The sequence below is a fragment of the Nocardia sp. NPDC004415 genome (genome assembly GCF_053602435.1).
This window is the reverse complement of the sequence record NZ_JBSGDP010000021.1, coordinates 1-25,574: the sequence shown is the minus strand read 5'-3', so window position 1 is coordinate 25,574 and position 25,574 is coordinate 1. Positions and strand designations below refer to the sequence as shown.

24 protein-coding genes, 1 other RNA gene and 1 pseudogene are annotated in these 25,574 nt (G+C 71.7%); 15 read left to right on the top strand and 11 right to left on the bottom strand.

Annotation, left to right across the window (positions count from 1 at the left end; translation table 11 throughout):
* Positions 1-3: 3 nt before the first annotated feature.
* Positions 4-942: an RNA polymerase sigma factor SigJ gene (gene sigJ / locus ACWEMY_RS12855; protein WP_375935954.1), complete on the bottom strand. Its 939-nt coding sequence runs from the start codon at positions 940-942 to the stop codon at positions 4-6.
* Between the two features lie 116 nt (positions 943-1,058).
* Here sigJ and ACWEMY_RS12850 point away from each other — a divergent pair, with 116 nt between their 5' ends.
* The gene (locus ACWEMY_RS12850; protein WP_452390158.1) at positions 1,059-1,988 is read left to right on the top strand and encodes a cobalamin biosynthesis protein; all 930 of its coding nucleotides are present in this window, start codon (positions 1,059-1,061) and stop codon (positions 1,986-1,988) included.
* A gap of 10 nt (positions 1,989-1,998) precedes the next feature.
* On the opposite strand, the gene ACWEMY_RS12845 is transcribed toward ACWEMY_RS12850, so the two are convergent.
* From ACWEMY_RS12845 to ACWEMY_RS12835, 3 genes are all read right to left on the bottom strand, one after another.
* Positions 1,999-2,199, bottom strand: coding sequence for a hypothetical protein (locus ACWEMY_RS12845; protein WP_452390157.1), 201 nt, complete (start codon positions 2,197-2,199; stop codon positions 1,999-2,001).
* Positions 2,200-2,303: 104 nt separating this feature from the next.
* Positions 2,304-3,167, bottom strand: a complete 864-nt coding sequence (locus ACWEMY_RS12840) for an SURF1 family cytochrome oxidase biogenesis protein (RefSeq protein ID WP_452390156.1) — start codon at positions 3,165-3,167, stop codon at positions 2,304-2,306.
* On the bottom strand, positions 3,167-3,670 hold the full coding sequence (locus ACWEMY_RS12835) for a low molecular weight protein-tyrosine-phosphatase (protein WP_375935945.1): 504 nt from the start codon (positions 3,668-3,670) through the stop codon (positions 3,167-3,169). The genes ACWEMY_RS12840 and ACWEMY_RS12835 overlap by 1 nt, the downstream gene beginning before the upstream one ends.
* A 44-nt stretch (positions 3,671-3,714) precedes the next feature.
* On the opposite strand from ACWEMY_RS12835, the gene cobC reads away from it, so the two are divergent.
* Entirely contained in the window at positions 3,715-4,758 is a 1,044-nt protein-coding gene (gene cobC / locus ACWEMY_RS12830; RefSeq protein ID WP_452390155.1) for an Rv2231c family pyridoxal phosphate-dependent protein CobC, read from the top strand.
* A gap of 285 nt (positions 4,759-5,043) precedes the next feature.
* The gene (locus ACWEMY_RS12825) at positions 5,044-6,159 is read left to right on the top strand and encodes a Nif3-like dinuclear metal center hexameric protein (protein ID WP_452390154.1); all 1,116 of its coding nucleotides are present in this window, start codon (positions 5,044-5,046) and stop codon (positions 6,157-6,159) included.
* A gap of 165 nt (positions 6,160-6,324) precedes the next feature.
* Here ACWEMY_RS12825 and ACWEMY_RS12820 read toward each other — a convergent pair whose 3' ends face one another.
* A complete protein-coding gene (locus ACWEMY_RS12820; protein ID WP_452390153.1) occupies positions 6,325-6,924 on the bottom strand; it encodes a hypothetical protein in 600 nt (199 codons plus the stop codon).
* Between the two features lie 135 nt (positions 6,925-7,059).
* Here ACWEMY_RS12820 and ACWEMY_RS12815 point away from each other — a divergent pair, with 135 nt between their 5' ends.
* The 3 genes from ACWEMY_RS12815 to ACWEMY_RS12805 all read left to right on the top strand — a co-directional run bounded on the left by ACWEMY_RS12815 (position 7,060) and on the right by ACWEMY_RS12805 (position 9,781).
* Entirely contained in the window at positions 7,060-7,797 is a 738-nt protein-coding gene (locus ACWEMY_RS12815; RefSeq protein WP_452390152.1) for a zinc ribbon domain-containing protein, read from the top strand.
* A 7-nt stretch (positions 7,798-7,804) separates the two neighbouring features.
* Positions 7,805-8,956: a bifunctional RNase H/acid phosphatase gene (locus ACWEMY_RS12810; protein ID WP_452390210.1), complete on the top strand. Its 1,152-nt coding sequence runs from the start codon at positions 7,805-7,807 to the stop codon at positions 8,954-8,956.
* Between the two features lie 135 nt (positions 8,957-9,091).
* Positions 9,092-9,781 carry a S1 family peptidase gene (locus ACWEMY_RS12805; RefSeq protein WP_375935931.1) on the top strand — a complete coding sequence of 230 codons (690 nt, stop codon included), beginning with the start codon at positions 9,092-9,094 and terminating at the stop codon, positions 9,779-9,781.
* A 59-nt stretch (positions 9,782-9,840) separates the two neighbouring features.
* Here the strand turns inward: ACWEMY_RS12805 and ACWEMY_RS12800 are convergent, their stop codons facing one another.
* Positions 9,841-10,728 carry an alpha/beta hydrolase gene (locus ACWEMY_RS12800; RefSeq protein WP_375935928.1) on the bottom strand — a complete coding sequence of 296 codons (888 nt, stop codon included), beginning with the start codon at positions 10,726-10,728 and terminating at the stop codon, positions 9,841-9,843.
* 36 nt (positions 10,729-10,764) lie between these two features.
* Here ACWEMY_RS12800 and rnpB point away from each other — a divergent pair.
* Positions 10,765-11,168, top strand: an RNA gene (gene rnpB, locus ACWEMY_RS12795) — RNase P RNA component class A.
* 58 nt (positions 11,169-11,226) lie between these two features.
* On the opposite strand, the gene ACWEMY_RS12790 is transcribed toward rnpB, so the two are convergent.
* Entirely contained in the window at positions 11,227-11,595 is a 369-nt protein-coding gene (locus tag ACWEMY_RS12790; protein ID WP_452390151.1) for a hypothetical protein, read from the bottom strand.
* 406 nt (positions 11,596-12,001) lie between these two features.
* Between ACWEMY_RS12790 and ACWEMY_RS12785 the strand changes: the two genes are divergently transcribed.
* The 5 genes and pseudogenes from ACWEMY_RS12785 to ACWEMY_RS12765 all read left to right on the top strand — a co-directional run bounded on the left by ACWEMY_RS12785 (position 12,002) and on the right by ACWEMY_RS12765 (position 15,996).
* Positions 12,002-12,334 carry a hypothetical protein gene (locus ACWEMY_RS12785; protein WP_375935922.1) on the top strand — a complete coding sequence of 111 codons (333 nt, stop codon included), beginning with the start codon at positions 12,002-12,004 and terminating at the stop codon, positions 12,332-12,334.
* 12 nt (positions 12,335-12,346) lie between these two features.
* Positions 12,347-13,772 (top strand): annotated as a pseudogene (locus ACWEMY_RS12780) (RNB domain-containing ribonuclease).
* Between the two features lie 76 nt (positions 13,773-13,848).
* The gene (locus ACWEMY_RS12775) at positions 13,849-15,315 is read left to right on the top strand and encodes a WXG100 family type VII secretion target (protein WP_452390150.1); all 1,467 of its coding nucleotides are present in this window, start codon (positions 13,849-13,851) and stop codon (positions 15,313-15,315) included.
* Positions 15,312-15,617, top strand: coding sequence for a hypothetical protein (locus ACWEMY_RS12770; protein ID WP_452390149.1), 306 nt, complete (start codon positions 15,312-15,314; stop codon positions 15,615-15,617). Before ACWEMY_RS12775 ends, ACWEMY_RS12770 begins: the two co-directional genes overlap by 4 nt.
* Before the next feature lie 4 nt (positions 15,618-15,621).
* Complete coding sequence (locus ACWEMY_RS12765; RefSeq protein WP_452390148.1) at positions 15,622-15,996, top strand: hypothetical protein; 375 nt, start codon at positions 15,622-15,624, stop codon at positions 15,994-15,996.
* Between the two features lie 24 nt (positions 15,997-16,020).
* Here ACWEMY_RS12765 and ACWEMY_RS12760 read toward each other — a convergent pair whose 3' ends face one another.
* The 4 genes from ACWEMY_RS12760 to panB form a co-directional block, all read right to left on the bottom strand.
* Positions 16,021-16,878, bottom strand: a complete 858-nt coding sequence (locus tag ACWEMY_RS12760) for a CHAD domain-containing protein (RefSeq protein WP_452390147.1) — start codon at positions 16,876-16,878, stop codon at positions 16,021-16,023.
* 3 nt (positions 16,879-16,881) lie between these two features.
* Positions 16,882-17,844, bottom strand: coding sequence for a prolyl aminopeptidase (pip, locus tag ACWEMY_RS12755; RefSeq protein ID WP_452390146.1), 963 nt, complete (start codon positions 17,842-17,844; stop codon positions 16,882-16,884).
* Complete coding sequence (locus ACWEMY_RS12750; RefSeq protein ID WP_452390145.1) at positions 17,844-18,272, bottom strand: hypothetical protein; 429 nt, start codon at positions 18,270-18,272, stop codon at positions 17,844-17,846. Before ACWEMY_RS12750 ends, pip begins: the two co-directional genes overlap by 1 nt.
* Before the next feature lie 120 nt (positions 18,273-18,392).
* On the bottom strand, positions 18,393-19,259 hold the full coding sequence (gene panB, locus ACWEMY_RS12745) for a 3-methyl-2-oxobutanoate hydroxymethyltransferase (protein WP_452390144.1): 867 nt from the start codon (positions 19,257-19,259) through the stop codon (positions 18,393-18,395).
* 213 nt (positions 19,260-19,472) lie between these two features.
* Between panB and ACWEMY_RS12740 the strand changes: the two genes are divergently transcribed.
* The 3 genes from ACWEMY_RS12740 (at position 19,473) to ACWEMY_RS12730 (ending at position 25,512) form a co-directional block, all read left to right on the top strand.
* Entirely contained in the window at positions 19,473-21,005 is a 1,533-nt protein-coding gene (locus tag ACWEMY_RS12740; protein WP_452390143.1) for an alpha/beta hydrolase, read from the top strand.
* 111 nt (positions 21,006-21,116) lie between these two features.
* The gene (glnA, locus tag ACWEMY_RS12735; protein ID WP_452390142.1) at positions 21,117-22,454 is read left to right on the top strand and encodes a type I glutamate--ammonia ligase; all 1,338 of its coding nucleotides are present in this window, start codon (positions 21,117-21,119) and stop codon (positions 22,452-22,454) included.
* Positions 22,455-22,497: 43 nt separating this feature from the next.
* Positions 22,498-25,512, top strand: a complete 3,015-nt coding sequence (locus ACWEMY_RS12730) for a bifunctional [glutamine synthetase] adenylyltransferase/[glutamine synthetase]-adenylyl-L-tyrosine phosphorylase (protein WP_452390141.1) — start codon at positions 22,498-22,500, stop codon at positions 25,510-25,512.
* The last annotated feature ends 62 nt before the right edge of the window (positions 25,513-25,574 follow it).

Sequence of the window (25,574 nt, the reverse complement as noted above, 5' to 3'; positions counted from 1 at the left end):
CTCTCAGCGTCCGCCGCCCAGATACCAGTCGGGGGCGCCCTCGACCGGCAGGTCGCGCAGCTTGTCGGGATTGCGCACGACATTGATGGCCACGATGTGCCCCCGGTCGACGACGAAGGAGAACACGCCGATATTGCTGCCGTCGAAGACGACCAGCCCGGGCAGTCCGTTGACCAGCACCGCGCGGCCCCAGCCGTCGGTGGCCGAGGGCGCGTGGTACCAGCCCAGCAGCAGCTTGGCGATGAGTTCGGCGCCGCGCACCGGCTGCCGGATGGCGGGCACCTTGCCGCCGCCGTCGGCGGTGAGCACGACCTTCTCGTCGAGCACGCCCAGCAGTGCGCTCAGGTCGCCCGAGCGCCAGGCCAGCGCGAAGGCCGAGACCACCTGTTCCTGTTCGACGGGGGAGGCGGGGAAGCGTGGCGTGCCGTTCTCGACGTGCTTGCGGGCCCGCGAGGCGAGCTGACGCACCGCGGCCGGGGTGCGGCCGACGACCTCGGCGACCTCGGGACCGGTCATCCCGAACACGTCCTGGAGCACGAAGGCGGTGCGCTCGGCGGGGGACAGCGATTCCAGCACCACCAGCAGCGCGGTGGTGACCCGCTCGTCCTGGGAGAGCCGGTCGGCGGGGTCCTCCCAGGTGGTGACCTCCGGTTCGGGCAGCCACTCGCCGACGTACTGCTCGCGGCGGGCCCTGGCCGAGCCGAGCTGGTCGAGCGCGAGCCTGCCGGTGACGGTGCTGAGCCAGGCGCGCAGATTGTCGATCTCCCCGGCCCGGCCCGCCTCGTGATGGCGTTGCAGGCGCAGCCACGCGTCCTGCACCACGTCCTCGGCGTCGCTGAGACTGCCCAGCGTGCTGTAGGCGAGGCGGCGCAGGTAGGGGCGGTGCTCCTCGAAGCGGCGGGCCAGTTCGGCCTGGTCGAGGGGGTGCGGTGCGTCGGTCATCGTGGTCGCCGTTCGGTCGTGAGGCCCGGTGTGGGTGAGTGTAGGAGTGCCGTCACAGTGAGGACGAACCATCACTGCCGGGTGTGACATTCCCGCGTTCGGGCTACTCTCGCCCGGTGCAGAAGGGGACATCGACGGCGGCCGGGTTGCTGCTGGGATTCACGCTCGACCGGGTCTTCGCCGATCCGCGCCGCTGGCATCCGGTAGCCGGATTCGGCACGGCGGCAGTGGCTTTGGAGCAGCGCACCTATCTCGACGCCCGGTGGGCCGGGATCGTGCACGAGGTCGTCGCGGTGGGGTCGGTGGTCTGTGTGGGGGCGCTGGCCGCGCGGGGCGGCACGGTGGCCACGGCGCTGGCGACCTGGACCGCGCTGGGCGGCCGGAGCCTGGCGCGCGCCGGTCACGCGATGGCCGACGCCCTCGACGCCGACGACCTGACCGCCGCCCGCGCACTGCTCCCGTCGCTGTGCGGCCGCGACCCGTCCGTGCTCGACGCCGACGGTCTCGCCCGCGCCGCCCTGGAATCCATCGCCGAGAACACCTCCGACGCGACGGTCGCCCCGCTGCTGTGGGGTGCTCTCGCCGGGGTGCCCGGCCTGCTCGGCTACCGCGCGGTCAACACCCTCGACGCGATGATCGGCTACCGCAACGAGCGCTACCGCAAGTTCGGCTGGGCCGCCGCCCGCGTCGACGACGCCGCCAACCTGGCCCCCGCCCGCCTCACCGGCATGCTGACCGTGGTGCTCGCGCCGCTGGTGGGTGGCACGCCGACGGCCGCGTGGCGGGCCTGGCGCCGGGACGCGGCCAAGCATCCGAGCCCGAACGCGGGCGTCGTCGAGGCGTCGATGGCCGGTGCGCTCGGTGTGCAGCTGGGCGGCCGAACCCGGTACCGGCACGGAGTCGAACTCCGGCCGACCTTGGGCGACGGGCGCCCGCCGACGACGACGGATCTGCGCCGGGCGGTGCGGATGTCCGAAGCGGTGCAGTGGGGAGCCCTGGCCGTCGCGGTGCTGACCGCGGCGCTCCCACGGGGTTCGGGCTCCTGACACCCGGGAACTAGATCGGAACACACCCCGGCAGCATGGCGTCGCCCGCGCTGATCGTGCCGTAGGTCAGCAGCGCGTTGAGCAGGCACTCCGGGTTGCCGAAGTAGCCGGCCGAGCCGGTGCCCGTGTCCGCGGCAGCCATCGTGGAGGCGCCGATCACGAGCCCCGCCGCCGCGACCGCCACAAACGTGGTTCGCGTGAATTTCCGCATGGTGACTTCCTTTCCCCGGTGTCCGCGATCAACTTAGAGGAACCTGCGGCGGTGGGCCTGCCCCCAGTTTCCCCGGCGGTGGGTGGAGGCGGCGGGGCCACCGGTCAGCGATTGCGGCCGTAGCGGTCGGCGAGGCGGGACTCGGTGGTGGTTTCCGCGGGGGCAGGCTCGGTGGCGGTCTCGGAGTCCGGGGTGGCGGGGGTTTCGGCGCGTTCGCGGCGGCGGGCGCGGAGCTCGGCGAAGACGAAGTAGCCGAGGCCGAGCGGGGCCATGATGCCGAAGGCCAGCCATTGCAGGCCGTAGGAGAGGTAGGGGCCCGCGTCGAGCTGGGGGAGCGGGGACGGGGTGAAGGCGCCGGGCTGGCCCTCGTCGAGCTGGAGGTAGCCGCCCTTGTCGGTGCCGGTGGGGACGGGGGTGAGCGCGATGTCGAGGACGGCCGATTCCTGGGTGGTGTCGACCGTGTAGACCTGGCGATAGCCGTCCTGCGTGCTCGGTGCCTTGTCGGGGACCACACCCTCCGACGCGCGCACCCGCGCCTCGAGCCGCTGCGGCCCGGCGGGCGGTTCGGCGATCGTGGGCGGACGGGTGCCGTCCACGGCGGCGACCAGGCCGCGGTCGATCAGGACGGTGCGGCCGTCGTCGAGCCGGAACGCCGACAGCACCGCGTACCCGGGCGCGCCGTCGAGGTGGCGCAACCGGACCAGCACCGTCGAATCCGGCACATAGCTGCCGGTCGCGGTCACCTTGCGCCATTCGGTGTGGGTGTCCGGATCGCCGGCGAGCACCTCCGTCACGGCCAGCGGGTCGGCCTGGACGGAATCGGCGATCAGCTGGTTGCGATGCTCGGTGCTGGTGTTCTTGCCCAGCTGCCAGGGCGCCAGCACGGTGAAGCACAGGTAGGCGAACGCGGCCACGATCACCGCGAGAATGAGCCAGCTGGGTCGCAGCAGGAACGTGAGGCGGCGCATCAGTGCGGCGCGTCCGCGGGCGTGCGGGCGTCGAGCGCGGCGCGCACCCAGTCGAGCAGGCCGGGGACCGCGGCCTCGATCTGGTCGCGGACCAGGTCGAATCCGGCCTGGTCGCCGTAGTAGGGGTCGGGCACGTCGGCGCCGTCGGCGTCGGGGTCGAAGCTGCGCAGCAGCCTGCGGCGCTCGCTCGGGACGCCGCGGTGGGCCAGTTCCCGGTCGTGTCCGGTGTCGAGGGCCACGATCAGGTCGGCGTCGCGGTGCTCGTCGCCGAAGGTGGCCGCGATGTGCTCGGTGGCGTAACCGGCCCGGCGCAGGGTCGCCTCGGTCCGCGGGTCGGCCGGATCGCCGACATGCCACGAGCCGGTGCCCGCGCTGGTGACCCGCACGCGATCGGCCAGACCCGCCCGGTACAGATGGGCCGCGAACATGTTCGCGGCCATCGGCGAGCGACAGATGTTCCCGGTACAGACAAACGTCACGTGAATCGCTCCCACGCGACCCATTGTCGCCCGTGCCGCCGGATCGCCGCCACGTAGGGTGTTCAGTTGTGTTCGAGGACTCGGTCGACCCCGCGATGCTGCGCCACCACGGTGACGTCGACGCGCGCCCGGGCATGCTCGACTTCGCGGTGAACGTCCAGGGCCTGGCCCCACCGGCCTGGTTGCGCGAGCGCCTCGCCGCCCGCCTCACCGACCTCGGCCGCTACCCGGGCGCCGACGACGACCGCACCGCCCGCACCGCCGTGGCCACCCGCCACGCCCGCACCCCCGACGAGGTGCTGCTGCTGGCGGGCGCCGCCGAGGGCTTCGCCCTGCTGCCGCGCCTGCGCCCGCGCCTGGCCGCCGTGATCCACCCGTCCTTCACCGAGCCCGAACTGGCCCTGCGCGAGGCAGGCGTCCCGGTCACCCGCGTGCTCCTGGAACGCCCCTACACCCTGGACCCCGCCCTGGTCCCCGACGCGGCCGACCTGGTCGTCGTCGGCAACCCCACCAACCCCACCTCGATCCTGCACCCCGCCGCCACCCTCCACGCCCTGCGCCGCCCCGGCCGCCTGCTCGTCATCGACGAAGCCTTCGCCGACGCGGTGGCCGGCGTGGGTGAACCCGAATCCCTGGCCGGGATCGCCGCGCCGGACGTGCTCGTGCTGCGCAGCCTCACCAAGACATGGGCGCTGGCCGGATTGCGCTGTGGCTATGCCCTCGGCGCGCCCGAGGTGCTCGCCCGGCTGGCCCACGGCCGTCCGCACTGGCCGCTGGGCACCCTCCAGCTCGAGGCCGTCACCGCGACCGCCGAACCCGCCGCCGTCGCCGAGTCCCGGCGCTACGCCGCGCGCATCGCCACCGACCGCACCGCCATGATCGAGCGCCTGACCGCCCTCGGCCTCGATGTGCACACCCCCGCCACCGGCCCCTTCCTCCTGCTGCGTGTCCCGGACGGTGCCCTGCTGCGCAAACGCCTCGCCGACCGCGGCATCGCCGTCCGCCGCGCCGACACCTTCCCCGGCCTCGGCCCGGACCACCTGCGGCTCGCGGTCCGCGGACCCGCCGAGGTCGACCGGCTCGTCGCAGCCCTACGCGAAGCACTGTGGTGAGCGCGCCGCGCCACCCGGGTACGCCGCGCAGCACGTGCATCCTGACCGGCGACCTCCGACCGCGACCGTGGCGCCGTAGTCACGGCGAGGTGCGGACTCCCGGTCGGTGTCCGCGTCGGCGCCGTGGCACACGTCGGATACCGGTCCCGCCTGCTCGCGTGGGCCCGGTCGGTCCCTGTGGCGGGGCACCGGGGACCCTGGACAGGCGGTCGACCATGCTTGGTGCGCACCGGATTCGGGGCGTGCGACCATGACGGCAACTCGGGTGGAGCGAAGGAGACAGTGGTGACCGACCTGGCCGAACTGATCGGGGTGCTCGACGCGGCGTATCCGCCGAAGCTGGCCGAGTCGTGGGATTCCGTCGGACTCGTCTGCGGTGACCCCACCCAGGAGATCACCAAGGTGGTCTTCGCCGTCGACGCCACCGCCGCCGTGGTCGACGAGGCGATCGGCTGGGGCGCACAGGCTCTCGTGGTACACCATCCGCTGCTGCTGCGCGGGGTCGACACCGTGGCCGCCGACACACCGAAGGGCGCGCTGCTGCACCGCCTGATCCGTTCCGGCTGCGCCCTGTTCTCCGCGCACACCAACGCCGACTCCGCCGACCCCGGTGTCTCCGACGCGCTCGCGGCCGCCGTGGGCCTCACCGTCACCGGCCCGCTCGACCCCAAACCGCTGGTGCCGGTGGACAAATGGGTCATCCAGGTCCCGCAGACCCACACCGCCTCACTGATGTCGGCCCTGTTCACCGCGGGCGCGGGAGCGATCGGCGACTACCGCGAGGCCGCCTGGTACACCTCCGGCACCGGCCAGTTCCGGCCGGTCGCGGGCGCGAACCCGGCGATCGGCGCGATCGGCACGGTGGAGACCGTCACCGAGGACGCGGTGGAGGTGGTGGCCCCGCCGACCTCGCGCCTCGCCGTGCTGGCCGCCCTGCGCGCCGCGCACCCCTACGAGGAACCGGCCTACCACGTCACCGAACGCGCGCCCCTGCCGTCCTCGCTCGGCATCGGCCGCATCGGCGAACTGCCCGCACCCGAAACCCTGCGCGCCTTCACCGAGCGCGTCGGCGCGGGCCTGCCCCGCACGGTCTGGGGCGTGCGCGCCGCGGGCGACCCCGACCGCCTCGTCCAGCGTGTGGCCGTCTGCGGCGGCGCGGGCGACTCGTACCTGAACGCCGCGATCCGCGCGGGCGTGGACGCCTACCTCACCTCCGACCTGCGCCACCACCCCGTCGACGAACACCTGCGCCGCGGCGGCCCGGCCATCATCGACGCCGCCCACTGGGCCACCGAGTTCCCCTGGTGCGCCCAGGCCGAACAGTTCGTCCGCGCCGCCCTCCCCACCCTCACCACCCGCGTCTCCACCCTGCGCACCGACCCCTGGACCGTCACCGGCTGACCGGCCCGACGCCCGCGCGACGTCTTCACCACCCCACGACGGGTACCTGGGTGTGTTCGGCCGCATCGTGCAGCGGGCATCCGGGCGACCCCACCAAGTCGCGTCGACCCATTGTGAGCGCCGAACCACGAGACGGCGCCGGACAACCGCCCCGTGTCAGCGGGCTCAGCTCAGCCTCGACCAGGCCAGCGCGAAGTCGGGGTGAACCCGGAGCGTGACCGCGCTCGCGTCCGGCGCGATCGAGGCAGCGAGATAGCGGTCCATCCGAGCGAAGACCGTGGGCCCGAGCACCACCGCGAGGGTCAGCACCAGCAGCCCGGCGGCCCCGGTGAGCAGCGCGAACGACGACGGCGCGGCGAAGTACAGGCCCACACCCAGCACCAGCGGGAACAGACTGCACACGTAGTAGGCGATCAGTGCCTTGACGCGGGTGTCGTGCCGCGCCGCGCATCGCCCGCACGCGGGCCAGGAGGCCTTGATCAGCGCCGTCGGCTCGTTGCAGTCCTCGACCAGCTTGCCGAGGATCAGGCTCTTCACCGTTTCGAAGGTCCTGCGTCCGAATCCCTCCTGGCGATACGCCCCCGGCTTGCCCCAGAACCGCAGGTACTCGTCCCGGGGCCCGGTCGCCGGTCGGCCGTGGGCGGGACACACCGACGGCAGCGCCTTGGCCAAGGTCAGCTGGAGCTGTCGCTGCTCGCCGTGCGGATCGAACCTGTGCGGGCGCAAGGGCAGGACCACGTCTGTGGCGGTAGTCGAGGAGGTCACACCGTATTGGACGCTCGCGGGCCGCGATCGGTTCCCTCCCACACCCGGGTCCTTCGGGTCCTGGCATGACCACCCCCCTCGGCGCGGTACGGTTGACCAACCCATCCGTCCACCGTGTTCAGGAGTTCGTGCGCGTTGAATGTCGAACCGTCGGTCCAGTCCAAGCTGTTGCAGCTCGCCGCCGTCGATGCCGAGTTGACGCGGATCGCCCATCGCCGCACCGCGCTGCCCGAACAGCAGGAAGTGGCCCGGCTGGCGGCCGAGCGCACCGGCTACAAGGACGCCGCCGTCGCGGTGGAGATCGGCATCGACGACCTGGATCGCGATATCCGCAAGCTCGAGGGTGAGGTCGACGCGGTGCGCAAGCGGGAGGACCGCGACCGCGGCATGCTCACCGCAGGCACCGTCGCGGCCAAGCAGCTCTCCGAGATCCAGCACGAGCTGGGCAGCCTGGAGCGGCGCCGCTCGGTTCTCGAGGACGAGCTGCTGACCGTGATGGAACAGCGCGAGGCGATGGCCGCCGACCACGATCACGCCGGGGCCCGGCTGAGCAAGGCCGAACAGGACCTGGCCGACGCCGAACGCCTGCGCGACGAGGCCATGGCCGACCTGGCCGTGGCCCAGCAGCGCTGCGAGACCGACCGCGAAGGGCTGATCGGCCTGTTCCCCGGCGAACTGCTCGCCGTCTACGACAAGCAGCGCGCGGCGCACGGTGTGGGCGCGGCCCTGCTGCAGGCCCGCCGCTGCGGCGCCTGCCGGATCGAGATCGACCGCGGCGAGCTGCAGCGCATCGCCAAGGCCGCCCCCGACGCGGTGCTGCGCTGCCCCGAGTGCAGCGCGATCATGGTGCGCACCAAGGAATCCGGGCTCTGACGTGCCGGTGACCGAGGTGATCGTCGAGGCCGACGGCGGCTCGCGCGGCAATCCCGGCCCGGCGGGCTACGGCGCGGTCGTCTTCGACACCGACCGCGCGCGGGTGCTGGCCGAGCGCAAGGAGTACGTGGGCGTCGCCACCAACAATGTGGCCGAATACCGCGGTCTGCTCGCCGGTTTGGCCGCCGCGGCCGAACTCGGTGCGCGGGTGGTCTCGGTGCGGATGGACTCCAAGCTCGTCGTCGAGCAGATGTCGGGACGCTGGAAGGTCAAGCACGCGTCGATGATCCCGCTCGCCGAACAGGCCCGCGCGCTCGTCGCCGGGTTCGACCGGGTGAACTTCACCTGGATTCCGCGCGCGCAGAACTCCCACGCCGACCGGCTGGCCAACGAGGCGATGGACGACGGCGCGCTCGTCGGCACGGTCCGCGAGGCCGTGGCGGCGGGACACGCACCGGGCGACCAGGAGCCCGCCGTCACCGATCCCGCGAAAACCACCGCCGCCCAGCCGCTGTCGTCCCCGGGCTGGACCGGCGCCGTCGGGAGGCCCACCCGCCTGCTGCTGCTGCGCCACGGCCAGACCGCGCTCTCGGTGGAACGCCGCTACTCCGGCCGCGGCAACCCGCCGCTGACCGAGCTCGGCCGCGAACAGGCCGAACGCGCGGCGAAGATGCTGGCCGCCAAGGGCGATATCGCCGCTGTCGTGAGCTCGCCGCTGCAGCGCGCCCGGTCCACCGCCGACGCCGCGGCCACTGCGCTCGGCCTGCCCGTGCGCGTCCTGGACGGACTCACCGAAACCGATTTCGGCAGTTGGGAAGGACTCACCTTCGCCGAGGCGGCCCAGCGGGACCCGGAGCTGCACAGCGCCTGGCTGGGTGACCCGTCGCTGTCCGCGCCCGGCGGCGAGAGCTTCGACCAGGTGCGTGAGCGCATCGAGGCCGTCCGCCGTGACCTGGTGGCGCTGTATCCGGAGCAGAACGTGGTGGTGGTCAGCCACGTCACCCCGATCAAGACCCTGCTGCAACTGGCGCTGGGCGTCGGCCCGTCGCTGCTGTACCGCCTGCACCTGGACCTGGCCTCGCTGTGCGTGGCCGAGTTCTATCCCGACGGCGGCGCCTCGGTGCGGCTGGTCAACGACACCTCGTACCTGGCCGGTTAGCCGCGCCCACCCCCGCGGGGTACGGTCGGCCCTGGCCTGCGGCCTGCGTAACGATCACGCGCGCGCACCCGAAAGGTTCACGGGCGCGCGGAATGCCGCGGCCATCGAGAAAGGTACTTGATGAGGTTTCTACGGATGGCGGCGTTCGCGGCGGCCATCGCGGGGGCGCTCACCGCATCCGCCGGTGTGGGTAGCGTGTCGGCCGACCCGAGCGTGGTGCTCGGCGCGGCCTCGGGCATCGTCTTCGACAACAACTCCGGCTGCTCGCTGACCACCATCGGGCACGACAACGCGGGCAGGCTGGTCGGCATCACCGCCGGGCACTGCGCCCCGACCGGGGCGAAGGTCGGCGCCGAGCAGGCGCTGCACGCCGGCGTGATCGGCACCGTTGCCTTCTCCGACGACGGCGAATACCTGGATTTCGCGGTGCTGCAACTGGACGCCGCCAAGGTGCTGCCGGTGCGCACGGTCGGCCAGACCACCGTCGCCGGGATCGGCTCCGCGCCCGCCCCCGGCACCACGGTGTGCTCGGACGGCCGGACCAGCGGTCGCAGCTGCGGTGTGGTGTGGGGTGAGCTCGAGGGCACCTCGATCAACCAGTACTGCTCGCAGCCCGGTGATTCCGGCGGCCCGGTCGTGGTCGGCGATCGTCTGGTCGGCATGAACCAGGGCAGGCTCACCGGCCTCGGCCCGATCGATTTCGACGTCCCGTGCACCGGCGGCGCGAACCCGATCCACTCGCCCGCCTACTTCCAGCCCATCCAGGTCATCCTCGATGTGCTCAACCGCGCGGGCGGTGTCGGCGCGGGCTTCCAGCCCATCTGACCGGCGAACCCCACCGGGGGCGCGGCGGCCGAACGAGGCTGCCGCGCCCCCGGTCTCGTTCAGGGGCGCAGGACCGAGACCAGGAAGTCGGTCTGGTCGCGAACGACCTGCTCGAACACGTCGTCGAAGTAGACGTCGAAGTGCCCGACCGGATACTGCTTGACCACCGCGTGCTTGGTGCGCTCGGCGGCCTTGCGGGTGGGGGCGGGCGGGGCGATCGAATCGTGCTCGGCGATCGCGTAGAACACCGGCACCTTCACCGCCTTGGCCCGGCGGCCCGGCGCGTCGAACAGCGTCGAGAACGCCACGCGCGCCGAGACCTTCGGCTCGTAGGTCGCGCTCTCCTCGGCCAGCCTGCCGTAGCCCTCGGGCACGTCCGAGGCGCTCATCAGCGCCGCCGAGCGCTTGCGCCCGGCCAGCCGGATGCCGATCGGCTTGCGCCGGATCGGGCCCACCAGCAGGTCGGTGGCGGCGAGGGTGGCCACCTTGGTCAGGCTGATCGGGCCCTTGGCCATCGACGAGGCCCAGCCGCTGGTGAACGGCACCTGCGCGACCACCGCGGCGATGTAGTCGTCATCCGGTGCCACCGCGAGCACGTGGCCACCGCCGAACGAGGTGCCCCACAACGCGATCCGGGTGGCGTCGAAGCCACGGATGCTGCGCGCGTAGGCGATCGCGGCCTTCCAGTCCTCGCGCTGGCGGGCGATGTGCAGCAGCTGGCGCGGCGCGCCCTCGCTGGCCCCGAAATGCCGGTAGTCGAACGCCAGCACCCCCATCCCCGCCGCGACGAACCGCCGCGCATACCGATCCAACCCCATTTCGCGGGTTGCCCCCAGCCCGTGTCCCATGATCACCAGCGGGCGCGGCCGGGGCGCACCGTCGGGCAGGTAGAGCCAGGCAGCGCACTGCTGGTCACCCGAGGGGAAACTGACGTCGACACGTTCCATGAGAGCTAACCGTACCGAGTAGGCTGTCACTGCGGACGAGTCGGCCGGGCGACCGCGGCGACGGGAACGGGTACACAGTGCCGCTGCCCGTGGCCGAGGAAAGTCCGGACTCCACAGAGCAGGGCGGTTGTCAACGGCAACCCGGGGCGACCCGCGGGACAGTGCCACAGAAAACAAACCGCCGCGCGCATGCGCGGTAAGGGTGAAACGGTGCGGTAAGAGCGCACCAGCGCCCCGGGTGACCGGGGCGGCTAGGTAAACCCCGCCCGGAGCAAGGTCGAAGGTCGCACCTCGCGGTGCGGCTGCGCAGGTGTTCGAGGGCTGCTCGCCCGAGCCTGCGGGTGGACCGCTCGAGGCACCCGGCGACGGTGTGTCCAGATGGATGGTCGCCCCCCGGTGCGAACCGGGGACAGGATCCGGCTTACAGGCCGGCTCGTCCGCCCGCACAGCCGAGGCGGCGCGCCCCACCCGGGGAGCGCCGCCTCGTGTGCGTCGGCCTCAGCACATGAACTTGGACATCTCGTAGATCGCCTGCGCCTCTTGGGTGGTCGCGGTGGTGGTGCCGTTGGTCGCGTTCTTCTCGATCCCGGCGACCACGTCGTCCTTGGATTTGCCCGCGGTGATGTCACCACAGGTCTTCGAGAGCAGTCCGCTCAGCGCGGCGTCGTCGCGGCCCTCGGCCAGTTTCGGGAAGGCGTTGCGGTAACTCACCACGAACATGCCCGCCTTGCTCGCGTCGAGCTGGGCGGTGGCGGCGGGGGTGGTGGTCGGCGCGGACTCGGTGGCCGCGGAATCGTCGCCACAGCCGGCCAGCAGCAGGGCGAAGACGGTGGCACTGGCCGCGAGGGCGGCGGTAGTTCTACTCACGAGGCGGGATGCTAATGGCCCGGAAAACGCGCCGCCTCCCGTCGGATGAACGGGAGGCGACAGGTCGAAGATCTGTTAGGCGTCAGCTATGCGGGGTTGATCACCAGCAGCTGGGCCCAGTACGCAGCCTGGTCCGGGCCGAGGATCGGCAACAGGTAATCGAAAAGCAGCGACGACATACGCTCGGAACTCCCCTTTATCGAAGTGGGTGCTGCACGGCCCCGGCGTCTGCCGGGGGTGCCGCCGACACAGTAACAACTGCCGCCGCACGTGTGTCGGGTCGGTGAATATGCGCGGGAACTCGCCGGGAACGTGAGGGAGGTCATAGAGTGTTCGCCGTCGGTCCGTCTCGCCGCCGATCGTGGCGAGTCCAACACATTCGATCGCGGAAGCAGGTCACATTCACATGCGGGTAGTTCGTTCCATTGTCGCCGGTGCACTGATCGCCGGAGCCGCTGCGGTTCTCACCTCGCTGGGCGCGGGCTCGGCGAGCGCGGTCGCGGTGACCCCGCTCTCCGGTGGGGTCCAGGTGGACCTCAGCCCGGCCGATACCGCCTGGGTCCACCAGACCCGGTTCGGCCTGACCGTCGCGGGTCTGCCGCATCCGTCGGCGGCCTCGTTCGGTCAGGCGCTCGACGCCGCGGCCGCGGTGTCCTCGTCGGTGCCCAACGGCCGGGTCACCTTCACCGTGTACGGCCCGTTCGACCAGCTCAACGGCACCATGCTGGCGCTGCAGTAATACGCTGCACGGATGGAACTCCATCCGCGGATCGTCTCGGCGCCGGTCGACTTCGGCGCCATCCGTTCCGAATTCGGGCTGGCCTCGGACTATCCGGCCGAGGCCGTCTCGGAGGCCCGCGACGCGGTCGACGCGTTCGCGGGCACCCGGGTCGACCGGACCGACATCGAGTTCGTGACCATCGACCCACCCGGCGCCATGGATCTGGACCAGGCGCTACATCTCGTCCGCACCGATACCGGCTTCACCTTGCACTACGCCATCGCCGATCTGGGCGCGGTGATCGTGCCGGACGGTGCGCTCGCCCGCGAATCACTCGCCCGCGGCCAGACCTTCTACCTTCCCGACGGCACCGTGCCGCTGCATCCGCCGGTGCTGTCCGAGGACGCCGCCAGCCTGCTGCCCGGCCGCGACCGGCCCGCCGCCCTGTGGACGATCGAACTCGACGCGGCCGCCATTCCCCGCTCCGTCACCGTGACGCGCGCGCTGGTGCGCTCCCGGCAGCGGCTGGACTACGCGCGCGTGCAGGCCGACGCTGACGCGGGCACCCCGCATCCCTCGATCGCCGCGCTGCCCGAGTTCGGCAAGCTGCGCGTCGAGGACGGGTTCGACCGCGGCGCCATCTCGCTGCGCCTGCCCGCCCAGGACGTGGTCCGCGACGGCGGGAACTGGCGGCTGGAGCTGGAACCGCGCACCGAGGCCGACGACTGGAACGAGCAGGTCTCCCTGCTCACCGGCCTGTGCGCGGCCCGGATCATGCTGGAGCACAAGGGAACTCCGCTGGGCCTGCTGCGCACCATGCCTCCGCCCCCACCGGGCGCCGTCGAGTCGATGCGCCGCACCGCCGCCGCCCTCGGTGTCGCCTGGCCCGAGGGGATGCCGGTGGGCCGGTTCCTGGCCGGGCTCGACGCCAACTCGGCAGAGTCGCTGGTACTGATGTCGGAGGCCACCTCGCTGCTGCGCGGCGCGGGCTACACCCTGCTCGCCGAGCTCGACGACCCCAGCCCGGATCGCCTGACCCACAGCGCCATCGGCGCCCCCTACGCCCACGTCACCGCCCCGCTGCGCCGCCTGGCCGAGCTTCACCACCGAGATCTGCCTGGCCCACTGCGCGGGCACCGAGGTCCCCGGGTGGGTCCGTGACGGCCTCGGGGCAGCGGTGGACACCATGCGCCGCACCGACGCCGTCGCGGGCAAGGTCGACCGTGCCTGCGTCGACCTGACCGAGGCCACCGTGCTGCGCCCCCGGCTGGGCACCCCCTTCGACGCCGTCGTCCTGCGCGCCGCGGAGGGCTCGCGCGAAGCCGAGATCTTCGTCGCCGACCCACCGATCCTGGCCCGCTGCACCGGCGCACCACCCGAGGGGCACACCGTCCGGGTCCGTCTCACCGCCGCCGACCCCGCGACCCGCACGATCGCCTTCGCCTACGGGGACTGATCGTCACCGCCCACCTGTCGGTGCCCGTGGTTATAGTGACCGCCGAAGGGGTTCCGGGAGGACAACAGGGGGCACGATGACTGTCGGCGCGCAGCAGACGACGGGAACACTCACCACCACACAGGTACTGGCCTGGCAACCGGCCACGCTCACCGCACGCGGTGACACCTGGTCGGCCCAGGCGGGCGAGCTCACCGCTTTCGACGACGCGAGTCATCGCGCGGTTGACGCGAGCCGCGACTTCTGGCAGGGCAGCGCCGGTGACGCCATGCGCACCGCGCACGAGCAGCGGCGCACCACCACCAGGACGTTCCTCACCGCACTGCAGGACGGTGCGACCGCCGCGCGGTCGGGGGCGGGCAGCCTCGACGCCGCCCGCACCGCGCTGGCCGACGCCATCCGCTCGGCGGAGGGCAAGGGCTACACGGTCGCCGAGGACGGCACCGTCAGCCTGTCGGCGAGCACGCACCAGACCCTGCTCTCCCAGCTGCCCGACGCCTCGTCCTACACGACCGCCGCCGGTGCGCTACAGGTCGACGCCGACGCCGACGCCGCCACCGCCTCGGTGAAGCAGGCGCTCGAATCCGCGCGTACCGCCGCCGAATCGGTGGCGAGCGCCGTCGAGAAGGCTTTCGCGGGCCTGCCCGAGGGCGACTCGCCGATCCAGGCCGAGGTCCCGATCAGCCCGGCCCCGATGAACGATTCGGCCCGGCGCGAGGCGTCGGCGGCGGCATTCCGCAAGGTCTTCGGCCGCGACCCGTCGAGCAATGTCGACTGGGAGACCGCGCTGGCGCTGAACCCGGAGAGCACCGACCCCAAGTACAAGGGTGTCGACGCCGAGATCAAGGTCGTGCGCATCGAACCGGTGCCGGGGCAGGGAGTGGTGCGTACCTCGCAGTGGATCGAGCAGGAGAAGGTCTTCAATGTGCCGAAGGACCTGGGCGACAACCGGACCAACGATCCGAACTTCGATCCCGAGCACGCCAGGGTGACCACCTACGTCGACTACGAGAACGGCATCGTCGTCGTGCGGCAGAATCCGTCGGTCTCGACCAGTGGCGAGGTCGACGTGAAGGCGCCCGACGCCACGGTGTGGCAGGCCGCCGACGGTTCGGTGCGCGTGGACTACGACGCGGGCAATCCGCATTCGCCCGATCCGTCCGGCATCTGGACGGTCAACGGTGACCTGGTCTTCGTGCCGGGCCAGAACGGCGGTGATGTCACCGTGCACGGCACCCGCACCGATTACCCCTCCCTCGAGGTGTATCAGGAACGGCAGGACGGCAGTGTCAAGGAGATCGCCGTCGATCCGGCGGTGACCGGCGGCGAACACGGACCGGTCGCGAATCTGCCCTTCCACCACGAGGTCCCGGGTTCGGATATGAAGGTCTTCGACAAGTTCAAGGCCATCCAGCAGTTCCCCGAAGGCGATCCGGGCCCCGGGTATCCGGGTACCTACGATCTGCCCGGTACCAAGGCGGGCGGCACCGACAATCCGCCGGTGGTCCGCAAGATCACCCCGAGCGATATGCCGCTCGGATGAGCGCGCTGATTCCGCCGCAGCAGCGGTACTGGATGAGCGCGACCCTCGCGCTGACCGTGTTCGCCGTGCTCGCGTACGCGCTGGCGTTCGTCACCGGCGCGTTGCTGGACGGCACGACCGGCTTGCCGGAGCGGTGGGCGCTGCCGCTCGGCTCGCTCACCGGCGTGCTCGTCGCGGTGCCCGTGGCGGCGCTGCTGCGCCGCTGGGACGGGCGGGTGGTCGCGCGCGGGATCGCGCTCGGGCTGCTGGTCGCCTGCGGGCTGAATGTGGTGGTCGGTATCGGCGCCGGAATCCTGGGGTAGACGGATGGACGACAACGAGACCGACGAGACGGTTCAGCTGCGAGCTTTCGGGCCCTACGGCTTCGGCACCGCCGCGGTGGTGTTCCCCCTGGCCGCGCTGTCCACGCTGGTCGGCGGCGACATGGACCTGCCGGAGGTGAGTATGCCGATCTGGGCGGCGATCGCCGTCGGCTGGCTGGTGGCGCTGCGGGTCGGCGGCCGGGCCCGCGAGATCGCTGTCGGCCTGCTGCTCGGCGCTTTCGGGATGATGCTGCCCGCGCTGCTGTATCCGGCGATCCTCGTGCTCGTCATCGCCCTGCCCGCCACCGTCGTGTGGGCGGTGGTGACGGCGGTGCGTCGCCGGGGACATGCCGGGACACGGGCATCCCCGGCCGGTTAGCGGGCCCTGAAAACCGGGCCAGGGTCAGGGGATTCCGGTGATGAAGGCCGCGGCGGCGGGATACCGCGCCAGGGCCTGCCCGGCGGCGGCTTCCTCGGAATCGGCCAGCAGTTCGAACACGGTGGCGCCGGTGGGGGACAGGTCGGCGGCGGCCGCCTGGATGGCCTCGCGGGATTCGACGGCATCGCGGTGATCACCCAGGACGGTCTGCAGGCGTTTGGCCTGTGCGCCGAGATCGGTGGCGGCGTCGCCGAGGACCGGGCTCGCCGCATCGCAGGAATATCGTAAACGCTTGGCGCCCTTGCGGATGTCGTGCAGCAGTTCGACGCGGTCGGCGGGGTCGGCGTCCGGTTCGGTGAGGACCAGCGCGCGCAGGTGCTCGCGGTCGCGCCGCAGTACCCGCTCGAACGCGTCCACGGCCTCGGTGTGCGCCGCGTCGTCGGTGAGTGGGGGATCGGTGCGCCACGCGGTGAGCGTGTCGGCCAGGCGGCGGTAGCGGGGGCCGTCGAGGGTCGTGAGGATCTCGGCGTGGCCGGTGGCGTACACGTGCCGCGACGCGCCGACCAGGGCCCGGATCACCTCGACCGGGACCTCGTCGTAGTCGCGCAGCAGGGTCCGGAAGCGGGCCGCGCGGACCTCGGCGTCGCGGGCCACGCCGAGCAGATCGGCCAGCCATTTCAGTTCGCGCGCGGTGGCTTTCGCGTGCTTGCCGGTGAACAGCGCGCGGTAGGAGCGCAGCACGCTGCGCAGCCGCCGGGTGGCCACCCGCATCTGGTGCACCGAGTCGTCGGCGTCGGCGCGCACGTCCGGTTCGGCGGCCAGCAGCCGGTCGATGTCCTCGCACAGGGCGCTGCGCAGGGCGGTTGCGGCCGTGGTCGCCATGATTCAGTCTCGCTTCCCGAACGCGTCGGTCGCCGCCACCAGATGGTGGGTGATGCCGGGCTCGTGCGCGGTGTGCCCCGCGTCCTCCACGATGTGCAGCGTCGAGCCGGGCCACGCGGTGTGCAGGTCCCAGGCGCTGACGGCCGGGCACACGATGTCGTGGCGGCCCTGCACGATCACCCCGGGGATGTCGGCGATCCGATCGATGTCACGCAGCAACTGTCCCTCGTCGAGGAATCCGCCGTGCCGGAAATAGTGGTTTTCGATGCGCGCGAAGGCGAGTGCGAAGCGCGACTCGCCGGTCTCGGCGATCCGATCCGGTTGCGGCAGCAGCGAACTCGTCGCGCCCTCCCAGGTCGACCAGGCCACCGCGGCGTCGAGCGCGACCTGCGGATCGTCGGCGTGCAGCAGCCGGTGATACGCCTCGACCAGGTCGCCCTCGCGCTCCTCGACGGGTACCGGAGCCAGGAACTTCGCCCATTCGGCCGGGTAGACATTGCCCGCCGCGCCGTTGTAGTACCAGTCGATCTCCTTGCGCCGCAACAGGAAGATGCCGCGCAGCACCAGCTCGGTGACCCGCTCGGGATGCGCCTGCGCGTAGGCCAGGCCCAGTGTGGAACCCCACGACCCGCCGAACACCTGCCAGCGTTCGATCCCGAGCCGCGCGCGCAGCAGTTCCATGTCGGCGATCAGATGCGCGGTGGTGTTGGTCGCCAGGCTCGCGCCGTCGGCGATGTGCGGCACCGACTTTCCGCAGCCGCGCTGATCGAACAGCACGATCCGGTACACCGCCGGATCGAAGAAGCGCCGCTGCAACGGGCCGGTGCCACCGCCCGGTCCACCGTGCACGAAGACCACCGGCTTGCCGTCCGGATTTCCGCTGACCTCCCAGTACACCGACTGGCCGTCGCCCACGTCGAGCAGGCCGTCCTCGAACGGCTCGATCCCGGGATAGAGCTCGCGCATCAGAAGGCCAGTCCCGCAGCCAGATTCGGCAGTTCCAGGGCGGTGAGCGCCTCGGTGCGGACCTCGGCGCAGGCGGCGGTGGTGACCCGGTCGACGATCGCCTTGTCGGCCAGCACCTGCCCATTGATCCCGCCGTTGCGCAGCGCCCACTCGTGCACCATCGCGTTGAGCGAGAACCGCCCCAGCGTCGGGCCCTGCACCCGGAAGTTCGACAGCTCGGGGCGGATCATCTCGCACAGTTCGGTGGCGGCGGCGTCGCTGATGGTCACCTCGCCGGGCTTGGCGGCCGTGGTGGTCGCGACGGTGGCGGTGGTGGTCGCCGCCGCGTCGTCCTGGGCGGGTTGCGCACCGCCGCAGGCGGTCAGACCCGCGACGGCGAGCGCTGCGGCCGGCGAGACGACGGTTCGGAAAATCCAGCGGCGATGCATCGATACCTCATGACTGGTCGGCGAATGTCGCCGTCGAGTCTGCCAGGAGCACGGCTGTTTGTCGGAGCGCCTAGCCCCGCTCCGTGAGGTCGCCGGTGCGGGGTTCGGAGTGCGGTCAGCTCAGAAGCTGTGTTCCGGCCCGGGGAAGGTGCCCTGGCGGACTTCCTCCGCGTAGGCGGCCGCCGCGGAGCGGAGTTCGTCGCCGACATTGCCGAAGCGCTTGACGAACTTGGCGGTCTTGCCGCTGGTGTAGCCGGCCATGTCCTGCCAGACCAGCACCTGCGCGTCGCAGTCGGCGCCCGCGCCGATACCGACGGTGGGGATGGTGAGTTTGTGGGTCACCTGACCGGCCAGTTCGGCGGGCACCATCTCCATGACCACCGAGAACGCACCGGCCTCCTGTACCGCGATGGCGTCGGCGATGAGCTGTTCGGCGCCGTCGCCGCGGCCCTGCACGCGGAAACCGCCGAGGGTGTTCACGCTCTGGGGAGTGAAGCCGATGTGGGCCATCACCGGGATGCCCGCGGCGGTGATGAGCGCGATCTGCTCGGCGACGCGTTCGCCGCCCTCGAGCTTCACCGCGTGCGCCTGACCCTCCTTCATGAAGCGGGTGGCGGTGGCCAGCGCCTGCTGCGGGGAGGACTCGTAGGTGCCGAACGGCAGATCGGCCACGACCAGCGCGTGCGGGGCGCCGCGCACCACCCCGCGCACCAGCGGGATCAGCTCGTCGACGGTGATCGGCACGGTGGTGTCGTAGCCGTAGACCACATTGGCGGCGGAATCGCCGACCAGCAGCACCGGAATGCCCGCCTCTTCGAACAGGCGCGCGGAGGAGTAGTCGTAGGCGGTCAGCATCGACCAGCGCTCGCCCTCGGCCTTCATCTGCTGCAGATGCTGGACGCGAGTCTTGCGGCGAGGCCGCTCGGTCGAGGCGGTTTCGGCGGGAGCGGCACCGTAGGCAGGGGACTGCTCATCGGAGACGGACATCATCGTCCCTTTCGTCTGGTTCCTCGAGGCCCGTAGCGGGTCCCCGGGTTTTTCTGACGAATCCAGTGTGCCACCCGCGCCGGGGGCCGCTTAAGGGGCCGGGCCGGTGTGATCGGTCACACCAGCGGCTCGGCTACCGTGACACCAGAGCCCTGTCGCGCCGATCGGGCGCATCGTGCTGTGCGCCCCCGCGGCGCGGAAAGGTGGGCCACTGTGCAGCGAGGCAGGCTCGTCGTCACCCTCGGCGCGCTCTGCGCGCTGGTCGTCACCGGATGCTCCGCCGAGCAGGCGACCCCGAGCGCGCCGCTGCCGCCACCGCCCGCCGGGCTGGACCGCTTCTACCAGCAGCAGGTCGACTGGGGTTCGTGCACGGACTACGGCAGCCCCGACGACCGGCTGCCACCCAATGCCCAGTGCGCGCGGGTCACCGTGCCGGTCGACTACGCGCGACCCGACGGCGAGACCGCCCAGATCGCGCTGTCGCGCATCCCCGCGACCGGCAAGAACAAGATCGGCTCGCTGCTGCTCAACCCCGGCGGACCCGGCGTCTCGGGCCTGTCGATGGTCGGGATCGGCAACCGCACCCCGCTGGCCGAGCGCTTCGACCGGGTCGGATTCGATCCGCGCGGCGTCGGCTCGTCGCTGCCCGCGATCGTCTGCCTGACCCCGCAGCAGGCCGACGCCGAACGCGCCGAACCCCCGCTGGACAACACCCCCGAGGGCATCGCCGCGGCCGAGGCCGACAACCGCGAGTACGCCGGTCGCTGCGCCGAGCGCACCGGCACCGACCTGCTCGCCCACGTCGGCACCCGCGAGGTGATCCAGGACATGGACGTCATCCGGGCCGCGCTGGGCGACGCGAAGCTCAGCTACCTGGGCTACTCCTACGGCACCCGCCTCGGCTCGGCCTATGCCGAGAAGTTCCCGCAGAACGTGCGCGCCCTGGTCCTCGACGGCGCGGTGGACTCCTCCCAGGACCCGGTGCAGGAATCGCTGCGCCAGGCCGCGGGCTTCCAGGGCGTGTTCAACGCCTACGCCGCCGACTGCGCCACCCACACCGAATGCCCGCTCGGCACCGACCCCGCCCAGGCGGTGGCCCGCTTCCGCGAACTGGTCGGTCCGCTGGAGACCACTCCCGCCGCCACCGCCGACCCACGGGGGCTCAGCTACGGCGACGCGATCACCGGCGTGCAGCAGGCCCTCTACACCGACGACCTGTGGAACGTGCTCACCCAGGGCCTGCTCGAACTGCGCGAGGGCAAGGGCGACACCCTGCTGCAACTGGCCGACATGTACGACGGCCGCCGCGAGGACGGCAGCTACGCCAACACCCAGGACGCCTTCAACGCCATTCGCTGCGTCGACGACCCGCGCGTCACCGATCCCGCCGTGACCGGCCGTCAGGACACCGAATACCGCAAGGCCGCCCCCTTCCTCGACGACGGCAAGGGCACCGGCGCCGCGCCGCTGGAACTGTGCGCGTCCTGGCCGGTCCCCAACACCAGCACCCCGCACCGCATCTCGGCCCCCGGCCTGCCCACCGTGGTCGTGGTCTCGACCACCGAGGACCCGGCCACGCCGTATCAGGCGGGCGTCGACCTGGCCGCGCAACTGGGCGCCGAGCTGATCACCTTCCGCGGCAACCGGCACACCGCGGCGCTGGTCGCGGGGGACAGCTGCCTCGACGACGCGGTCATCGACTACCTCGTCGAACTCACCACGCCCGCCTCCGATCTCACATGCTGAGAGGTCCCGGGGCGGCGTCGTGGCCGGTGAGGGGCATGCGCACCGCGATCGGAACGCAAACCCACGCGTGTATGTAACACGGATTTAACGCCAGGTGCTTACGCTCGCCGTATGGATCGCCAGAAGGAATTCGTGCTGCGGACGCTCGAAGAGCGGGACATCCGCTTCGTACGTCTCTGGTTCACCGACGTGCTGGGCTACCTGAAGTCCGTCGCGATCGCTCCCGCCGAGCTCGAGGGCGCCTTCGAGGAGGGCATCGGCTTCGACGGCTCGGCGATCGAGGGCTTCGCACGGGTGTCCGAGGCGGACATGGTCGCGCGTCCCGATCCGTCGACCTTCCAGGTGCTGCCCTGGTCGACCTCCAAGGGGCACCAGCACTCCGCGCGCATGTTCTGCGACATCACCATGCCCGACGGTTCCCCGTCCTGGGCCGACCCGCGCCACGTGCTGCGCCGTCAGCTCAACAAGGCCGCCGACGTGGGCTTCAGCTGCTACGTGCACCCCGAGATCGAGTTCTTCCTGCTGGAGAACAATCTCAAGGACGGTGCCCCGGTCCCGGCCGACAACGGCGGCTTCTTCGACCAGGCCGTGCACGACTCGGCCCCCAACTTCCGCCGCCACGCCATCGACGCGCTCGAGTCGATGGGCATCTCGGTGGAGTTCAGCCACCACGAGGGCGCCCCCGGCCAGCAGGAGATCGACCTGCGCTACGCCGACGCGCTGTCGATGGCCGACAACGTGATGACCTTCCGCTACCTCATCAAGGAGGTCGCGATCGACGAGGGCGTGCGCGCGACGTTCATGCCCAAGCCGTTCTCCCAGTACCCGGGTTCGGCCATGCACACCCACATGAGCCTGTTCGAGGGCGAGTCCAACGCCTTCGCCGACCCCGACGACCCGAACAACCTCTCGCTCACCGCGCGCTCGTTCATCGCGGGCATCCTCGAGCACGCCCCGGAGATCAGCGCGATCAGCAACCAGTGGGTCAACTCCTACAAGCGCCTGATCCACGGCGGCGAGGCCCCGACGGCGGCCTCCTGGGGCCGGTCCAACCGCTCGGCGCTGGTGCGCGTGCCGATGTACACGCCGAACAAGTCCTCCTCGCGCCGCGTCGAGATCCGCAGCCCCGATTCGGCCTGCAACCCCTACCTGACCTTCGCGGTGCTGCTGGCCGCCGGTCTGCGCGGGATCGAGAAGGGCTACACCCTGCCGCCCGAGGCCGAGGACGACGTGTGGGCCCTGACCGACGCCGAGCGGCGCGCCATGGGCTTCCGCTCGCTGCCCGGCACCCTCGACGAGGCGCTGCAGGCGATGGAGCGCTCGGAGCTGGTGGCCGAGACCCTCGGCGAGCACGTGTTCGACTTCTTCCTGCGCAACAAGCGCCGGGAGTGGGCCGACTACCGCAGCCAGGTCACCCCGTGGGAGCTCGAGGAGTACCTGAGCCTCTGACGGCGTGACGACTTCGTAGCCCGGACCCTGTAGTTTTATCGGCATGGTCCGGCCTCCGACTGCCCGCTCCGCTGTTCCCGGCGTCGGCCGGCTAGGTCTTCTCGAACCGACAGCGGCGGCATCCCTGCGCGAGCTCGGCTGGGACAATGTCGACGGCGTGCCCGTGCTCTGGGCGCTGTCGCGTTCCCCCGACGCCGATCTGACGCTGTCCACGCTCATCCGGCTGCGCGAATCGCTGGAAGACGGGTGGGCCGAACTGGATTCGGCCATCCGCGCCGAGACGCGCCTGCGCGGCAGGCTCTTCGGGCTGCTCGGTTCCTCCACCGCGTTCGGCGACCACCTCGTCGCCGCGCCCGCCGCGTGGAAGATCCTGCGCCGCCCGGAACTTCCGCCGCGCGAGGAGCTGATCGCCGATCTGCTCGACGCCGTCGACGCGAAACCCGAGACCGGTCCGCACGCCGGGCCCATGCTGTTCCGGGCCGGGATCGCCGGGCCGGAGGCGATCGCGTTGCTGCGCAGCAGGTATCGCGATCAGCTGATGCTGCTGGCCGCCGTCGACCTGGCCTCCACGGTCGAGAACGAGCCGGTGCCGCCCTACACCGTGGTCGGTATGCACCTGTCGGATCTGGCCGACGCCGCGCTCACCGCCGCGCTGTCGGTCGCGGTGGCGCGGGTCTGCAAGAACGGCGAGGTGCCGGTGCGCCTCGCGGTGATCGCGATGGGCAAATGCGGTGCGCGCGAACTGAACTACGTCAGCGATGTCGACGTGGTGTTCGTCGCCGAACCCGCCGACGCCACCGCCACCCGGCTGGCCGCGGAGATGATGAGCGTGGCGGGCTCGGCCTTCTTCGAGGTCGACGCGGCCCTGCGTCCCGAGGGCAAGGCGGGCGCGCTGGTGCGCACCCTCGACTCGCACCTGGCCTACTACAAGCGCTGGGCGCGCACCTGGGAGTTCCAGGCCCTGCTCAAGAACCGGCCGATGACCGGCGATCTGGAGCTCGGGCAGCAGTATCGCGACGCGCTGATGCCGATGGTGTGGACCGCCTCGGAGCGGCCCGACTTCGTCGCCGACGTGCAGGCCATGCGCCGCCGCGTCGAGGATCTGGTCCCCGCCGACATGCGTGAGCGGGAGCTCAAGCTCGGCGCGGGCAGCCTGCGCGATGTCGAATTCGCCGTGCAGCTGCTGCAATTGGTGCACGGGCGGGTCGACGAGTCGCTGCACGTCACCAACACCGTCGAGGCGCTGGCGGCGCTGGCCGCGGGCGGGTATGTCGGCCGCGACGACGCCGCCAACCTCACCGCCTCCTACGAGTTCCTGCGCCTGCTCGAACACCGCCTGCAACTGCAACGGCTCAAGCGCACCCACACCCTGCCCGCCGCCGACGACGAGGAAGGCATGCGCTGGCTGGCCCGCGCCGCCCACATCCGTCCCGACGGCCGCCAGGACGCCGTGGGCGTGCTCGACACCGAGATCCGCCGCAACGCGGTGCGGGTGCGGCGCCTGCACGCCAAGCTGTTCTACCGGCCGCTGCTCGACGCCGTGGCCCGGATGGACTCCGACGCGCTGCGCCTGAGCCCCGACGCCGCCGTCCGTCAGCTCGCCGCCCTCGGCTACGCGGCACCGGAGAACGCCCTGGGCCACCTCAAGGCGCTCACCGGCGGGGTCTCGCGCAAGGGCCGCATCCAGGCGCTGCTGCTGCCGACCCTGCTGGAATGGCTCGGCGACACCCCCAATCCCGACGCGGGCCTGCTGGCCTACCGCCGGGTCTCGGAGGGCCTCGACGACCAGATCTGGTTCCTGCGCGAACTGCGCGACGAGGGCGCCATCGCGCAGCGGCTGATGATCGTGCTCGGTTCCTCGGAATACCTGCCCGATCTGCTGATCAATGCCCCCGAGACGATCCGGATGTACGCCGACGGGCCCGGCGGCCCGCAGCTGCTCGGTCCGCAACCCGACGATGTGGCCCGTGGCATCCAGACCGCCGCGGCCCGCTACGACGACCCGCGCCGAGCGGTGGCCGCGGCGCGTTCGCTGCGCCGCCACGAACTGGCCAGGGTCGCCTCGGCTGATCTGCTCGGCATGCTGGACGTGCCGCAGGTGTGCGCGGCGCTGTCCTCGGTGTGGGTCGCGGTGCTCGAGGCCGCGCTGCGGGCGGTCATCCGCGCCTCGGAGGCCGAGCGCGGCGCCCCGGCGCCCGCCGACTTCGCGGTGATCGGCATGGGCAGGCTCGGCGGCATGGAACTGGGGTACGGCTCCGACGCCGACGTGCTGTTCGTCTGCGATCCGCGTCCCGGCGAGGACGAGACCACCGCGGTGAAGTGGGCGATCGGCGTGGCCGAGAAGGTGCAGCGGCTGCTGGGCGCGCCGAGTACCGACCCACCCCTGCAGGTCGACGCGGGCCTGCGCCCGGAGGGCCGCAACGGCGCCCTGGTCCGCACGCTCGCGGCGTATCAGGCCTACTACGACCAGTGGGCGCAGCCGTGGGAGGTGCAGGCGCTGCTGCGCGCGCACCAGGTGGCAGGCGATCAGGATCTGGGGGTGCGCTTCCTGCACGTCATCGACCCGATCCGCTATCCGGCCGGCGGGGTGTCGGCCGACGCGGTGCGCGAGATCCGCCGGATCAAGGCCAGGGTCGACTCCGAGCGGCTGCCGCGCGGGGCCAACCCGGCCACCCACACCAAACTCGGCCGCGGCGGCCTGGCCGACATCGAATGGACCGTGCAGCTGCTGCAGTTGCGCCACGCCCACGAGGTGCCCGCCCTGCACAACACCTCGACCCTGCAGTCACTCGATGTGGTCGAGGCCGAGGGCATCCTCGAACCCGACGACGTGGCGCTGCTGCGCGAATCGTGGATCACCGCCACCGCCGCCCGCAACGCGCTGGTGCTGGTGAAGGGCAAGGCCACCGATCAGCTGCCCGGTCCCGGCCGGTTGCTGTCGGCGGTCGCGCGGGTGGCGGGCTGGCCGACCGACGACGGTTCGGAGTTCCTCGACAACTACATGCGGATCACCCGGCGCGCCAAGGCGGTCGTGGAGCGGGTCTTCGGCGGGGAGTGAGAACGAGAAGGTGACGAATTCCTGGGTCTTCGGGTCGGGATCGACGGGGCTGAAGATGCCGT

Excerpts from the sequence above, each read along its gene's own strand:
- sigJ (WP_375935954.1), bottom strand. The coding sequence starts at position 942 with ATGACCGACGCACCGCACCCCCTCGACCAGGCCGAACTGGCCCGCCGC.
- ACWEMY_RS12845 (WP_452390157.1), bottom strand. The coding sequence starts at position 2,199 with ATGCGGAAATTCACGCGAACCACGTTTGTGGCGGTCGCGGCGGCGGGG.
- ACWEMY_RS12840 (WP_452390156.1), bottom strand. The coding sequence starts at position 3,167 with ATGCGCCGCCTCACGTTCCTGCTGCGACCCAGCTGGCTCATTCTCGCG.
- ACWEMY_RS12835 (WP_375935945.1), bottom strand. The coding sequence starts at position 3,670 with ATGGGTCGCGTGGGAGCGATTCACGTGACGTTTGTCTGTACCGGGAAC.
- ACWEMY_RS12805 (WP_375935931.1), top strand. The coding sequence starts at position 9,092 with ATGGCGGCGTTCGCGGCGGCCATCGCGGGGGCGCTCACCGCATCCGCC.
- ACWEMY_RS12800 (WP_375935928.1), bottom strand. The coding sequence starts at position 10,728 with ATGGAACGTGTCGACGTCAGTTTCCCCTCGGGTGACCAGCAGTGCGCT.
- ACWEMY_RS12785 (WP_375935922.1), top strand. The coding sequence starts at position 12,002 with ATGCGGGTAGTTCGTTCCATTGTCGCCGGTGCACTGATCGCCGGAGCC.
- ACWEMY_RS12775 (WP_452390150.1), top strand. The coding sequence starts at position 13,849 with ATGACTGTCGGCGCGCAGCAGACGACGGGAACACTCACCACCACACAG.
- ACWEMY_RS12770 (WP_452390149.1), top strand. The coding sequence starts at position 15,312 with ATGAGCGCGCTGATTCCGCCGCAGCAGCGGTACTGGATGAGCGCGACC.
- ACWEMY_RS12765 (WP_452390148.1), top strand. The coding sequence starts at position 15,622 with ATGGACGACAACGAGACCGACGAGACGGTTCAGCTGCGAGCTTTCGGG.
- ACWEMY_RS12760 (WP_452390147.1), bottom strand. The coding sequence starts at position 16,878 with ATGGCGACCACGGCCGCAACCGCCCTGCGCAGCGCCCTGTGCGAGGAC.
- pip (WP_452390146.1), bottom strand. The coding sequence starts at position 17,844 with ATGCGCGAGCTCTATCCCGGGATCGAGCCGTTCGAGGACGGCCTGCTC.
- ACWEMY_RS12750 (WP_452390145.1), bottom strand. The coding sequence starts at position 18,272 with ATGCATCGCCGCTGGATTTTCCGAACCGTCGTCTCGCCGGCCGCAGCG.
- panB (WP_452390144.1), bottom strand. The coding sequence starts at position 19,259 with ATGTCCGTCTCCGATGAGCAGTCCCCTGCCTACGGTGCCGCTCCCGCC.
- glnA (WP_452390142.1), top strand. The coding sequence starts at position 21,117 with ATGGATCGCCAGAAGGAATTCGTGCTGCGGACGCTCGAAGAGCGGGAC.
- ACWEMY_RS12730 (WP_452390141.1), top strand. The coding sequence starts at position 22,498 with ATGGTCCGGCCTCCGACTGCCCGCTCCGCTGTTCCCGGCGTCGGCCGG.